The organism is Microvirga sp. jy35 (assembly GCF_056148915.1).
The window spans coordinates 76,729-88,487 of sequence record NZ_JBWBEW010000020.1; the positions used below are offsets into that span (position 1 = coordinate 76,729).

15 protein-coding genes and 1 pseudogene are annotated in these 11,759 nt (G+C 67.3%); 9 read left to right on the forward strand and 7 right to left on the reverse strand.

What is annotated here, in order from left to right; translation table 11 throughout:
* Positions 1–96 precede the first annotated feature (96 nt).
* The 3 genes from AC0QTX_RS16040 to cobS form a co-directional block, all read right to left on the reverse strand.
* Positions 97–801, reverse strand: coding sequence for a retropepsin-like aspartic protease family protein (locus AC0QTX_RS16040; RefSeq protein WP_474604813.1), 705 nt, complete (start codon positions 799–801; stop codon positions 97–99).
* Positions 801–1,016 carry a DUF1289 domain-containing protein gene (locus AC0QTX_RS16045; protein WP_474604814.1) on the reverse strand — a complete coding sequence of 72 codons (216 nt, stop codon included), beginning with the start codon at positions 1,014–1,016 and terminating at the stop codon, positions 801–803. The genes AC0QTX_RS16040 and AC0QTX_RS16045 overlap by 1 nt, the downstream gene beginning before the upstream one ends.
* 108 nt (positions 1,017–1,124) lie before the next feature.
* Positions 1,125–1,961 (reverse strand): adenosylcobinamide-GDP ribazoletransferase, encoded by an 837-nt coding sequence (gene cobS / locus AC0QTX_RS16050; protein WP_474604815.1) that lies wholly within the window; start codon positions 1,959–1,961, stop codon positions 1,125–1,127.
* Positions 1,962–2,038: 77 nt separating this feature from the next.
* Between cobS and cobT the strand changes: the two genes are divergently transcribed.
* Positions 2,039–3,064, forward strand: coding sequence for a nicotinate-nucleotide--dimethylbenzimidazole phosphoribosyltransferase (cobT, locus tag AC0QTX_RS16055; RefSeq protein WP_474604816.1), 1,026 nt, complete (start codon positions 2,039–2,041; stop codon positions 3,062–3,064).
* Entirely contained in the window at positions 3,061–3,573 is a 513-nt protein-coding gene (locus AC0QTX_RS16060) for a thermonuclease family protein (protein WP_474604817.1), read from the forward strand. Before cobT ends, AC0QTX_RS16060 begins: the two co-directional genes overlap by 4 nt.
* A 2-nt stretch (positions 3,574–3,575) precedes the next feature.
* Here the strand turns inward: AC0QTX_RS16060 and AC0QTX_RS16065 are convergent, their stop codons facing one another.
* On the reverse strand, positions 3,576–4,157 hold the full coding sequence (locus AC0QTX_RS16065; protein WP_474604818.1) for a LysE family translocator: 582 nt from the start codon (positions 4,155–4,157) through the stop codon (positions 3,576–3,578).
* A 91-nt stretch (positions 4,158–4,248) separates the two neighbouring features.
* On the opposite strand from AC0QTX_RS16065, the gene AC0QTX_RS16070 reads away from it, so the two are divergent.
* The 7 genes from AC0QTX_RS16070 (at position 4,249) to AC0QTX_RS16100 (ending at position 9,733) form a co-directional block, all read left to right on the forward strand.
* Positions 4,249–4,887, forward strand: coding sequence for a uracil-DNA glycosylase family protein (locus AC0QTX_RS16070; protein WP_474604831.1), 639 nt, complete (start codon positions 4,249–4,251; stop codon positions 4,885–4,887).
* Positions 4,888–5,007: 120 nt separating this feature from the next.
* Complete coding sequence (locus AC0QTX_RS16075; RefSeq protein WP_474604819.1) at positions 5,008–5,217, forward strand: CsbD family protein; 210 nt, start codon at positions 5,008–5,010, stop codon at positions 5,215–5,217.
* 90 nt (positions 5,218–5,307) lie between these two features.
* Entirely contained in the window at positions 5,308–5,655 is a 348-nt protein-coding gene (locus AC0QTX_RS16080; protein ID WP_474604820.1) for a hypothetical protein, read from the forward strand.
* Positions 5,656–5,712: 57 nt separating this feature from the next.
* The gene (locus AC0QTX_RS16085) at positions 5,713–5,934 is read left to right on the forward strand and encodes a hypothetical protein (RefSeq protein ID WP_474604821.1); all 222 of its coding nucleotides are present in this window, start codon (positions 5,713–5,715) and stop codon (positions 5,932–5,934) included.
* A 268-nt stretch (positions 5,935–6,202) separates the two neighbouring features.
* On the forward strand, positions 6,203–6,994 hold the full coding sequence (locus tag AC0QTX_RS16090; RefSeq protein WP_474604822.1) for an enoyl-CoA hydratase-related protein: 792 nt from the start codon (positions 6,203–6,205) through the stop codon (positions 6,992–6,994).
* A 10-nt stretch (positions 6,995–7,004) separates the two neighbouring features.
* Entirely contained in the window at positions 7,005–7,211 is a 207-nt protein-coding gene (locus AC0QTX_RS16095) for a hypothetical protein (protein ID WP_474604823.1), read from the forward strand.
* A gap of 101 nt (positions 7,212–7,312) precedes the next feature.
* Positions 7,313–9,733 carry a caspase family protein gene (locus tag AC0QTX_RS16100; RefSeq protein ID WP_474604824.1) on the forward strand — a complete coding sequence of 807 codons (2,421 nt, stop codon included), beginning with the start codon at positions 7,313–7,315 and terminating at the stop codon, positions 9,731–9,733.
* A 69-nt stretch (positions 9,734–9,802) separates the two neighbouring features.
* On the opposite strand, the gene AC0QTX_RS16105 is transcribed toward AC0QTX_RS16100, so the two are convergent.
* From AC0QTX_RS16105 to AC0QTX_RS16115, 3 genes and pseudogenes are all read right to left on the reverse strand, one after another.
* Positions 9,803–10,669, reverse strand: a complete 867-nt coding sequence (locus AC0QTX_RS16105; RefSeq protein ID WP_474604825.1) for an NAD(P)-dependent oxidoreductase — start codon at positions 10,667–10,669, stop codon at positions 9,803–9,805.
* 60 nt (positions 10,670–10,729) lie between these two features.
* The gene (locus tag AC0QTX_RS16110; protein ID WP_474604826.1) at positions 10,730–11,530 is read right to left on the reverse strand and encodes a transporter substrate-binding domain-containing protein; all 801 of its coding nucleotides are present in this window, start codon (positions 11,528–11,530) and stop codon (positions 10,730–10,732) included.
* Between the two features lie 100 nt (positions 11,531–11,630).
* Positions 11,631–11,759: pseudogene (locus AC0QTX_RS16115) on the reverse strand (GTP 3',8-cyclase MoaA); the annotation flags it as partial.

Here is an 11,759-nt window from a genome sequence, read left to right on the forward strand (position 1 = left end):
GCGGCTGCCCCTCCCCCAAAAGGGGGAGGGAAATGCGCGTTCCACCCTGCACCCGATCCCGGATCTCCGCTGCGCTTCGTCCGGGATGAATCCCTTCTAGTTCGCGTTTTCCTTGGCCCGCATGATCAGCCGGTTGCCCCGCACCTCGTAGGAGCCGAGCCGCTCGAGAAAGCTCATGCCGAGCAGATTGGCGTGGAGCACCCCCGTGCGGGCAATGAGCGCACGGACATTGCGCTCGGTGATCGAGCCGACGGTCAGGCTCTCGATGACCACGGGGGCGGCAAGCGCCGCGCCGTTGGCGGTCGAGACGGGAATGGAATAATTCAGCGTCTCAGGCCTGAAGCCCAGCGCCGCCGCGTTCTCCGCCCGCAGGACCACGGTGCTGGCTCCCGTGTCGAAGATGAAGCGGGTCTCATTGCCGTTCACCTCGCCCTGCACCAGGAAGCTGCCGTCCATCCGCCGTGCCGCCACCACCTCGCCCTCGGGCGTGCTGACGGTTCGGCCGACCGCGATGTCGCCGATGGCGCGGTCCAGCACCGTCTGCAGTTCGTCGCGGGAGGCATAGGTGACGAGGAGGGCGATGAGAACGCCGCCGCTCACCGCAACGGACTGCACCCCGTAGGTCCAGTGCCGCGCAAAGCCTTCGACGATGGAGGCCGCCATGAGAAGGGAGAGGCCGGCGAGGCCCAGCAGACCTGCGGCTTCGAGGGCCGTGAACTCGCCGATGGCGTCCTCGGCGAAGAGCCCCACCAGAAGGGCGCCGATCAGAAGAAGCAGGCCAGCCCCGCGGATCCCCGGCATCAATCGGCCTTGCCGGGTTCGGACGCGAACGGAGATTCGAGGGCAAAGGCCTGGCGCATGCGCTCCGGCAGCTCGGCCATGATCTGCTGGCGCTCCTCTTCCGGGATGCGGTACCAGCGGGTGATCTCCTCGCGCGTGCGGCCGCAGCCTTCGCAGAGCCCCGTGTCGGAATCGAGGGTGCAGACGCGGATGCAAGGGCTGGAAACACGGGTCATCTGAGCGCGCTTTGTTTAGCGAAGTGGGTCCGTTTCGCCGCCAAAAAGCGCGGCCATGCAAAGAGGAGATGCGATCCCACGTCAGTGGAAGCAGTTCTCTTCATGTTGTTATACCGGAAGAACGGTCAAGAGGCCGATCAGCGCGGCGATCTCCGCCACCTGCTGGGCGGCGCCGGCGATGTCCCCCGTCTGCCCGCCGAGATGGTGCGCCGCGAAGCGCGTAAGGGCGAGGCCCGAGAGGCCGGACAGCGCCAACATCAGGGCGATACCGGCCAGGGGCAGGCCGCCGAACGATCCCAGCATGATCGTGATCACACCGGCGATTCCTGCCGCAAGCCAGAACGTCTCCCGCGCCGGCTGCCCGACGGCCTGTGACATGCCGTCCCGCCGGGCCGGAGGCAGGAACACGAGGGGCATCAGGCCCGCCGTGCGGGAGAGGGAGGCCGTGACGAGGATCGCGGCGATCACGGCTCCCTCGTCGATGCGCGAGGCCAGGGCAGCGAGGGATGCGATCCGCAAGGCGAGCACGAGGAACAGGGCCGAGGCGCCGAAGGAGCCGATCCGGCTGTCGCGCATGATGTCCAGGCGCCTCTCGATGGTCGTGGCGCCGCAGCTGTCGGCGGTGTCGGCAAGACCGTCCTCGTGGAGCGCACCGGTGGTCAGCACCATGGCGACGACCGACAGGATGGCGGCAAGCCAGGGACCGAGATCGAGCAGGATGGCGAGGCCGAACACCGCCGCCGGCAGGAGACCGAGCAGGAGGCCTGCGACGGGAATCATCCGGACGAGACGCGGAAAGCTCGGCAGCGCATGGGCGTCCTGCTCCCACGGCAGGGCTGGCACGGGAAGGCGGGAATAGAAGCGAACGCAATGGGCTAGGTCGGTTGCCGCCGCCTGCCACGCGCTCATGGTGGCGGCCTCACCCCGTTCAAATTGCTCCGACATGCTTCACCCCGCGTGCATGGGCCGTTATAGGTCACGCCTCTTCGCGTTCTGCAATGCCCCATGGGCCGGAGCCCTCCATGTCTGATGCCGTGTCCTCACCTTTCGACGATATCCGCCGCCTGATCACGACCATGCCGGGTCCGGACGAGGCCGCCGTCGAGGCCGTGCGGATGCGCGACCGGCAGCTCACCAAGCCTGCCGGAAGTCTCGGGCGCCTGGAATGGATCGCCGAATGGCTCGCGGCCTGGCAGGCCAAGCCCACGCCCAGCGTCGACCGTCCGCTCGTCTGCGTGTTTGCGGCAAGCCACGGGGTGACCGCCAAGGGCGTGTCGGCTTTCCCCTCCGACGTGAACCGCCAGATGCTGGAGAACTTCGCGGCCGGCGGCGCGGCGATCAACCAGATCTGCGCCGCCTATGGCCTGGGCTTCAAGGTGTTCGATCTCGCCATCGACATGCCGACCGGCGACATCACCGAGACCGATGCCATGGACGAGAAGTCCTGCGTCGCCACCATGGCGTTCGGCATGGAGGCGATTGCCGGCGGCACGGATCTCCTCGCCATCGGCGAGATGGGCATCGGCAACACGACCATCGCGGCGGCGATCTACACGGCCCTGTACGGCGGGCCGGCCGAGCACTGGGTCGGGCGCGGCACGGGAGTCGACGACGAGGGCCTCCGGCGCAAGGTCGCGGCGGTCGAGGCGGCCATCGCCCATCATGGCGACCACCTGAAGGATCCGCTCGAAGTGCTGCGCCGTCTCGGCGGTCGCGAGATCGCCGCCATGGCAGGCGCGATCCTGGCCGCACGGCAGCAGCGCATTCCGGTGGTGCTCGACGGCTATGTGGCGACCGCCGCCGCGGCCATCCTCCACGCCATCCATCCCTCGACCATCGATCACTGCATCGCCGGCCATCTCAGCGCCGAAGGCGCGCATCAGGACGTGCTCGGCCGTCTCGGCAAGATCCCGCTTCTGGCGCTCGGAATGCGGCTCGGTGAAGGATCCGGCGCGGCTTTGGCCGCCGGCCTCGTGAAGGCGGCGGCTGCGGTTCATCGCGACATGGCCACCTTCGGGCAGGCAGGAGTCTCCGAGCGCCTGTCGTGAGATTTGGTCGCCGCCGCTCCGGACCGAGCGGCATCACCTCCCTGATTGCCGCGCTGGCGCTGGCCGGCGGGGCCGCAATCGTGCTGAAACCGAGCGGGCGCTCGCTGAAGGGCCGGGCTCAGGTCACCGATGGCGACACCATCCGCATCGGCGAAGCGCGCATTCGCCTGAAAGGAATCGACGCGCCCGAAATGGAGCAGCGCTGCTCCCGGGCCGGCCGCTCCTATGCCTGCGGCGAGACGGCCCGGCGGGCGCTGATCGACCTCGTGTCCGGCGAGATCGTCCGCTGCCGCGCCGCCGGGCGCGACCGCTACCAGCGGGTTCTCGCCCGCTGCACGGTCGACGGGAAGGATATCGGCACGCACATGGTGGAGAGCGGCTGGGCGGTCTCCTACGGGCGCGATTACGATGCCGAGGAGGCCCGTGCCCAGGAACGCGGTGTGGGGCTCTGGGAGGGCGAGTTCGAGCGCCCGCAGGACTGGCGCCGGGAGAATGCATCGCGCGGCTGATCTCAGCCGAGGGCTGCGGCTCCGAGCGAGGCCGAGAAGGTGAGCAGGACCAGGGCCGCACCGCGCTGGATGGTCTGCGGGCGGATTAAAAAGCCCGGCTGCGACAGGGCCGATCCGAAGCCGATCCACCCCAGCGCGATGGGCACGATCACCGCGGCGAAGACGCTCATGGCCTGGATGAAGGCGCTGGAGGTCTGGAAGGTCGCCTCGGGAAAGACGACGGCGGCAAACAGAAGCGCCTTCGGGTTGAGCAGCGTCGCCGTGAAGACGCGGCGTGGACCAAAGCCCGATCCGCTGAGCGCCTCTCCAGCCCTCGACCATAGACCCCAGGCGACCGCCACCAGATAGGCCGCACAGGCGAGCCTGAGGGCCGGCTTCAGCCAGGGCAGGGCGGCCGAGGCGGGTTCCAGGAACAGGCCCCAGCCGGCGATCGCAAGGGCGTAGCCGCACAGCTCCGCGGGCACCAGCGGCAGCGATCGGCGGAAGCCGGCCTGCGCGCCCGAACTGGCCAGCAGCGTGTTGGTTGGGCCCGGCGTCGCAAGAACAGCGGCCACGGCCGGCACGAAGGTGAGGAGATCGATCATGGGCTGCTTCTAGGCGCCTCCCGGGCGGCTCGCCTTGATCCGCCTCAAAGCCCGTCTCGATAAAGGCTCACCGAATTCCTATCTGACGGGGATGAATCCCCGTCCGAATTTCGACGCTCTCGCCGCGCAGCTGCGGGCCTGCCGCATCTGCCGCGATGCGCCGCGCTACGGCACGGCCTTGCCCCATGAGCCGCGTCCGATCTTCCAGGGCAGCGCCACCGCGCGCCTGTGCATCGCCAGCCAGGCCCCCGGCACGCGGGCCCACGCCAGCGGCATCCCGTTCGCCGACCGGTCCGGCTCACGGCTGCGCAACTGGCTCGGCATGGATGAGGAGACGTTCTACGATGCCTCCAAGGTCGCCATCGTGCCGATGGGCTCCTGCTTTCCGGGCCAGGATGCGAAAGGGGGCGATCTCGGGCCGCGTCGCGAATGCGCCGAGGCCTGGCGCCAGCCCCTGTTTCAGGCCCTACCCGATCTCGACCTTGTCCTGCTGATCGGCCAGTATTCGCAGGCCTGGCACCTGGGCGAGAACTTCAGGGACGGGCTCACCGAGACGGTGAGGCGCTGGCGCGACATCCTGAGCCATCCGCAAAAGCCCCGCATCCTGCCCCTGCCGCATCCCTCCTGGCGCAACAACGGATGGCTCAGGAAGAACCCCTGGTTCGAGGCCGACCTGCTGCCGACGCTGCAGAAGGAAGTTCGGGAACTGCTCAGAGACGGGAGTCAATAAAGATCAACAAGTTTACCGGAATATACATCAGGACGAATGAGCAATAACAATAATACTGGAGACGATATTTGGAACGATCAGTCTTGCGTAGCGTTTATTTAAATCAGATCAGGTAATTTCATGACATATGTTCCTTATCGAGACGGCCCCATCTTCGACGGGCGCCCCATGCGCCAGGTCCAGGCAAAATGGAGCCGCCTTTCGCTGTCGGATCTCGCACAGATCAAGACCGAGGACCAGCTGATTGCCACGGTGGAAGAGCGCTACGGGCTGCCCGTCTGGATTGCGGCGCGGGACGTCGAGATCTGGCGCCAGGATCGGCATTCCTGATCGGACCGACCTGATCACCGACCGCATGGATGCGAACTTCGGTTCGTGCATGGCGGCCTGCACGGACGTTGTTCACGAAGGAATCATCCCATGAAAGCCCATCACTACACCGTCGGAGATCAAGTTCTTTATACGGAGCAGCGCTTTCCTCATCTCGTCTGCCGCCAACCCTTCACCATCGTCGGATGCCTGGATTCGAGACGGGTCGAGCCGCAGTACCGGATCCGCTCGACTGTCCGTCGCTTCGATTGCGTGGCGAGCGAGGATGAACTCAGCCGGGTTGCATCGCCGATCGGGGTGTTCCGGGAGTCGGAGGTGTCCGGCCTGCTGGATTTCCCCGAGATGGACGATCCCGCAAACCTCAACCTCGTTCCATGGATGAGCCTGCCCCGCCGGGCCCGGCACCGGAACGAGCAGCCTCGCCTGTTCAGGCAGTAAGGGCCTCGTCGCCTGCCGCGGCATCCCGCCCGATTCCGTTCTTTGAAGGAGGTCTCCTTGTCCAATTATCTATATGCCCGTGGCCAGCACGTGACGTTCACGGGCAAGCGCCTGATGAGCCCCTCATGGAGCGGAGACTTCGTCATCACCAAGCTGCTGCCCTCCGGCGGCGAAGAGCCCCGTTACGAGATCAGGCGGACTGGGGAGATCTACAGCCGCGCAGCCAGGGAAAGCGACCTGACGGCCCGGTTCGAGGACTCGCAGCCCACCGGTCTCTGAAGCACTTGACGATCCGAGCCGGCCTCGACATCGGAGGGCTGCTTCATCGATCCCTGGTGTAGCGGCATTTTCCCAGATTCTTCCGCGGCCGATCCATGCCAGCGGATCGTGCGAATCCGGACGGCCGCGTCCGCAGAACACTGGACCGGGTCATCCGCGTCGACGATCCGCTGCTCTCGGGATTGAGCATCGGATGGATCCCAAAGTGGAATCCACTTTTGGGTCCGATGCTCTATGTTCGGGCTCGACGATAAGGAGCTTGGACAGCATGAGCCCGACGACCCTGCACTGCACCGTCGACGGACCGGTCGCGACGATCACCCTCGCCCGACCCGACAAGATGAACGCGTTCAACGCCACCATGCATGCCGAGCTGCGCGACGCGCTCGATCAGTGCGAGAGTGACGACACCGTGCGCGTGGTGGTGCTGACCGGGGAGGGACGAGCCTTCTCGTCGGGACAGGACCTGACGGTCGATCTCACACGCGACGCGCAGGGACGCCTCGACCTCGGACCTGCCCTGGAGCGGGACTACAATCCGCTCATCCTCAGGCTTTCCAACTACCCGAAGCCCATCATCGCGGCGCTTAACGGCCCGGCCGTCGGGGCCTCCATGAACATCGCGCTCGCCTGCGACATCGTCGTGGCGGCCCGCTCCGCCTATCTGCAGGAGGCCTTCGCCAAGATCGGCCTGATCCCCGATGCCGGCGGCACCTGGATCCTGCCGCGCCTGATCGGCCCCAAGCTCGCGCTCGCCCTCATGCTCAGCGCCGAATCCGTTCCCGCCGAGGAGGCGCAGCGCATGGGGCTCGTCTACAAGGTGTTCGAGGACGCCTCCTTCGCGGTCGATGTAGCGGCCTTCGCGTCCAAGCTTGCCGCAGGTCCCGGTCTCTCCTACCGCCTGACCAAGCAGGCGGTGGCGCAGAGCCTCTCGAACGATCTGGAAGCGCAGCTCAAGCTCGAGGCGAAGCTGCAGAGCGAGGCGGGATCGAGCGACGACTTCATGGAGGGCGTCGCGGCCTTCCGCGAGAAGCGCGCACCGCGCTTCCAGGGACGCTGAGGGAAGAGCCATGCGCCCCACCTACTGGATTCTCGGCCTCGCCACCTTGAGCATCGTGATCGGCCTGTTCATGTCGCGGGATCCCGAGCGCGCCGAGCGGCTCTCGCAGATGTACCGGGACGCGGCTCTCACCGGCGAGGCCCGGCAGATGGCCCTCATGGGCCTTGCCGTCGCCATCGGCGCCTTCGTGGTGTACCTGACGATGACCCGGCGCTGACGCTCTGCCGTTCGTCCCGGTTTGTTCACGGTGCATTCAACTAACTTGGCCTTATTCTCTGGCATGATCCCGCAGAAGCGGGTCGCAGAGGGGCCTGAACCGTGCTTTCCCTGAAACGTGCCGTCGTTTTTGCTGCCTTCACACTGGTGGCAGCCTTTGGTCAGGCCTCCGTCGCCCTTGCCCAGGATCGCCTCGCTCTCGTGGTCGGACAGGGCGCCTATGAGGGGCGCAATCTTGCAACCGCCGCCAACGACGCGGGCCTGATCGCCCAGACCCTGACCAGTGCCGGGTTCGAGGTTGTCCAGGGGCGCGACCTCAACGCCAACGACCTGCGCAGCCTTGTCCGCGACTTTCTCGACAAGGTGGAGAGCCTCGAAGCCGGCGCGACGGTGATGGTCTATCTGGCCGGGCACGGGGTCCAGCTCGAAGGCGACAACTACCTGCTGCCCGTCGATGCCCGCATCCAGCGCGACGCGGACATCGCCATCGAGGGCTTCCGCCTCTCGGACCTCGTCCGCTCCCTCGAGCGGAGCCCGGCCCGGGTGAGGGTGGTGGCGGCCGACATGGCGCGGGAATACCCGCTCGGCTCCATGGGCGAGCCCATCGCCAAGGGTCTGTCCCTGATCGAGCCGCCCGCCGGTTTCCTGATGGCCTTCTCCTCGGCACCCAACATCGTGGCCACGGACGGGTCCGGTCCCTACGGCGCCTATGCCACGGCGCTGGTCGAGATGATCCGCCAGCCGGGCCTGGGCCTCGACGAGGTTTTCGCCCGCACGCGCCTTCGGGTGCACGAGGCCACGAACGGCCTGCAGATCCCCTGGCATTCGGCCAATCTCGGCGATGCCTCCTTCGTGTTCTTCGAGCAGGCGGACGCCTCTGCGGCGCCGCTGGTGCGCGAGGTGCGCCGCATCGAAGAGGTGCCGGCCGAGGAGGCCTATGCCATCGTGGTCGAGCGCGACACGATCCAGGATTACCAAGCCTTTCTGCGCCGCCATCCCGATCATCGCCTCGCCCGCCGCGTGTCGGCGCTCCTCGTTGCCCGTCGGGAGGCCGTCGTCTGGCGCCGGACCGTCACGCGCAACACGCGCGAGGCCTATTGGACCTATCTGCGTGCCTATCCGAAAGGCCCGCATGCAGCGGATTGCCGCCGCAGGCTCGCCCGCCTTTCAGCCCCCCATGCTCCGCCGGCGGTCTTCGAGGAGGTGATCTACGAGGACCTGCCGCCGATCCAGGACGTCGAGCGCATCGAGGTGGTGGAGGTGGTGACGATCATCCGCGACGTGCCGCCGCCGCGCCTGCCGGTCCATTTCCTGCCGCGATGGGATGAGGACGACGAGGACTTCATCACCATCATCCGCGAGCCGCCGCCGCCGCCGATCATGGCCGGCATCCTGCCGATCCCGGTTGCGATCCCCTTGCCGTATCGGGCGCGTCCGCCCCGCCACTTCTACCAGCCGATCGCACCCAGGACCCCGAGGGGCCCGGTCGCCATTCCCGTGCGGGCGCCATACATCTTCGATCGGATCGATGAGCCCCTCCCGCGGCCGCGCCGCAACCTGCGCCCCGAGCAGCCTCGCGTGCCGAGGCAGCCCGGCCTCGCGGCGCCCCTCGAGCCGATCCCGGTCTCGGTCGATCCGAGAGCCCCTCGCGAGGGCAGGGATGTTCGTCCGGGCGAGCCTTTGCGCGTGCGCCCCGGCCGTATTCCCTCCCGGCCGATCCCGCTCATCGGGGACGGGCAGGAGCGTCCGCGCCCGAACCGCCCTGGGATCGCAGAGCCGGAGGAGCGCCCCGACAGGCGCAATCGTGATCGGGAAGAGATCCGGCCCGAGGCTCCCGTTCGCGGTGCGGCGCGCCCGCGTGACCCGAGGCTCGATGCGGATGAGATCCTGCCGCGTCAGCCGCGGCCGGACCGGCCGCGGATCGAGGTCGAGCGCGAGCGCCCGGATCGGGACAGGGCTGCCCGTGAGCCCGAGCGCCGGGACCCGCGTATCAGGCCGGAGAGGCCCGATCCGGAAAGGGCTGAGCGGACGCCGGTGATCGGGCTGCCCCGGATCGAGGATCGCCGTCCCCGTCGTGACGACGATGAGCCGCCCCGTCGGCGCATCGAGCGGCCCGAAGCCGTGGAGAGGCAGGATCGGGAGGAGAGGCCTGTCCGCCTGCCACGTCCTGCTCCGCGCGATGAGCCGCGCCTGGATCGTCCATTCCGTGACTTCGCCCCTCGGGAGATCGAGCGCCCCGAGAGGCGCGCGCGGCCCTTCTTCGAGGAGCGTGCCGCGCCGCGTCGTGTCGAACGGCCGGACATGCCCGCATTCCAGCCCAGGCCGATGCCCCGCATGGAGGCTCCCCCGCGGATGGAGAGGGCTGTGCGCGAGCCGCCAAGAGCCTTCGAGCAGCCCCGTCCTGGACGGGACATGGACAGGCCGCCTCGCGAGCGGCCCGCCTTCGAGGCACCACGGCGGCAGGGTGGCGACAGCCGCGCCCAGCGCTGCCTGCCAGGACGGCCCTGTCCGCAGGAGCGCTGACCCAAGACGGCAGAACGCCGGAGCTTTCGGGCTCCGGCGTTCTGCTTTGAACGGCGATAGATCTGCGGCTTACTTGTCGAGCCGGGCAATCAGGCTCGACGTGTCCCAGCGGTTGCCGCCCATTTTTTGAACTTCCGCGTAGAACTGGTCGACGATGGCCGTGACGGGCAGGCTGGCGCCGTTCTTGCGCGCCTCGCCCAGCACGATGGACAGGTCCTTGCGCATCCAGTCCACGGCAAAGCCGAAATCGAACTTGCCCTGGTTCATGGTCTTGCCCCGGTTCTCCATCTGCCAGGAACCGGCGGCCCCCTTGGAGATCACGTCCAGCACCGCCTCGATGTCGAGGCCGGCCTTCTTGCCGAAGTGAATCCCCTCGGCCAGCCCCTGCACGAGGCCGGCGATGCAGATCTGGTTGATCATCTTGGTGAGCTGGCCGGAGCCCGTGGGGCCCAGCAGCCGGCAGGCGCGGGCAAAGCTCATGATCACCGGCTCGGCCTTCCCGTAAGGCTCCGCGTCGCCGCCGCACATCACCGTGAGAACCCCGTTCTCCGCGCCGGCCTGTCCGCCGGAGACCGGAGCGTCGATGAAGGCGAAGCCTTTCTCCGCGGCGGCGGCGGAGAGCTCGCGGGCCACTTCCGCCGAGGCGGTGGTGTGGTCGACGAAGATTGCCCCTGAGCTCATGCCCTGAAAGGCGCCATCCGACCCCAGCGTCACCTGCCGCAGGTCGTCGTCGTTGCCCACGCAGGCGAATACGATCTCCTGGCCCTGGGCCGCCTCGCGCGGGGTCTGGGCGGCGCGTCCGCCGTTCTCCGACACCCACTTGTCCGCCTTCGCGCCCGTGCGGTTGTAGACCGTCACCTCGTGGCCCTTGTCCTTGAGGTGGCGCGCCATGGGATAGCCCATTACGCCAAGTCCGAGGAATGCAACCTTCGCCATCGTTCGCTCCCTGAATCCTGTTTCGGTTCTAGGAAGAGAGGAGGCCAGGGTCAAACGGCACTACTTGATATCGAAGGAAAAATATTTGGCCCGGATGCGGTCATAGGTGCCGTCGCCCTGCACCTCGGCGATGGCGCGGTTGAACCGTTCGCGCAGCGCCTCGTCCTCCTTGCGCAGGCCGATGCCGTAGGATTGGTGCCGGTAGGCCGGATCCTTGGGCGTGTCCCCGAGGACGTGGCAGCAACTGCCCTCGCGGGATTCGAGAAACCGGGTGAGCAGGCGCTTGTCGCCGAAGACCGCATCGAGGCGCCCGACGAGGAGGTCGAGATTGGCTTCGTCGGCCTTGGCGTAAACCTCGATCTGCGAGTCCTTGTAGAACTCTCTCAAGTAGGTTTCGTGATCGCTGCGGTCCGTCGTGCCGATCGTCCTGCCGGCAAGAGCCGCCGGCGAAACCTCGCCGGGAGCCGTCTCCTTGGAGCCGATGAAGATCGCCGGAATGCGGTAGTAGGCCTCTGAGAAGGCGATCCGCTTCCTGCGCCGGTCCGTGATTTCCACCGACGACATGATGGCATCGTACTCCCGGTCCAGGAGGCCTCGGACGAGGCCGTCCCACTCGCGCTGGACGAGCTCACACTGGACCTTCATGGCCTCGCAGAGGCTCTTGAGCAGATCGACCTCGAAGCCCTGCAGCTCGTTGTTGGGATCGATGAAGTTGAAGGGCGGGTAGGCGCCCTCCACGGCGACGCGGATCACATCCTGCGGCGCAGGCGCCTGTGCCTGCGACAGGCATGGACCGATGCCCAGCCCGAGCAGCAGCCCGGCAGCAATCGCCAGTCTTCGTCCCAGCCCCTGTACGCTCACGGCAGCCCAGCCCAAATGGTTCAGTTCGATATCACTTGAAAATACTGAACAGTCAAATGACAGGCTGTCTCAGTACTTGCTGGCGGCAGTAGAAAGCAGCTTATCCGCCCGTGACGCTCATGTGGCGGCTGAGCGCCGGGCGGGAGTGGCGCCGGTCGATGATGAAGTCGTGCCCCTTGGGCTTGCGCGCAATGGCCTCGACGATGGCCTGGTCGAGCATGTTGTTGCT

Bases quoted from the DNA above. Each gene is read 5' to 3' on its own strand.
- cobS (WP_474604815.1), bottom strand. From the start codon at position 1,961: ATGTCGGAGCAATTTGAACGGGGTGAGGCCGCCACCATGAGCGCGTGG.
- AC0QTX_RS16045 (WP_474604814.1), bottom strand. From the start codon at position 1,016: ATGACCCGTGTTTCCAGCCCTTGCATCCGCGTCTGCACCCTCGATTCC.
- AC0QTX_RS16095 (WP_474604823.1), top strand. From the start codon at position 7,005: ATGCGCCCCACCTACTGGATTCTCGGCCTCGCCACCTTGAGCATCGTG.
- AC0QTX_RS16065 (WP_474604818.1), bottom strand. From the start codon at position 4,157: ATGATCGATCTCCTCACCTTCGTGCCGGCCGTGGCCGCTGTTCTTGCG.
- AC0QTX_RS16080 (WP_474604820.1), top strand. From the start codon at position 5,308: ATGAAAGCCCATCACTACACCGTCGGAGATCAAGTTCTTTATACGGAG.
- cobT (WP_474604816.1), top strand. From the start codon at position 2,039: ATGTCTGATGCCGTGTCCTCACCTTTCGACGATATCCGCCGCCTGATC.
- AC0QTX_RS16090 (WP_474604822.1), top strand. From the start codon at position 6,203: ATGAGCCCGACGACCCTGCACTGCACCGTCGACGGACCGGTCGCGACG.
- AC0QTX_RS16105 (WP_474604825.1), bottom strand. From the start codon at position 10,669: ATGGCGAAGGTTGCATTCCTCGGACTTGGCGTAATGGGCTATCCCATG.
- AC0QTX_RS16075 (WP_474604819.1), top strand. From the start codon at position 5,008: ATGACATATGTTCCTTATCGAGACGGCCCCATCTTCGACGGGCGCCCC.
- AC0QTX_RS16040 (WP_474604813.1), bottom strand. From the start codon at position 801: ATGCCGGGGATCCGCGGGGCTGGCCTGCTTCTTCTGATCGGCGCCCTT.
- AC0QTX_RS16070 (WP_474604831.1), top strand. From the start codon at position 4,249: ATGAATCCCCGTCCGAATTTCGACGCTCTCGCCGCGCAGCTGCGGGCC.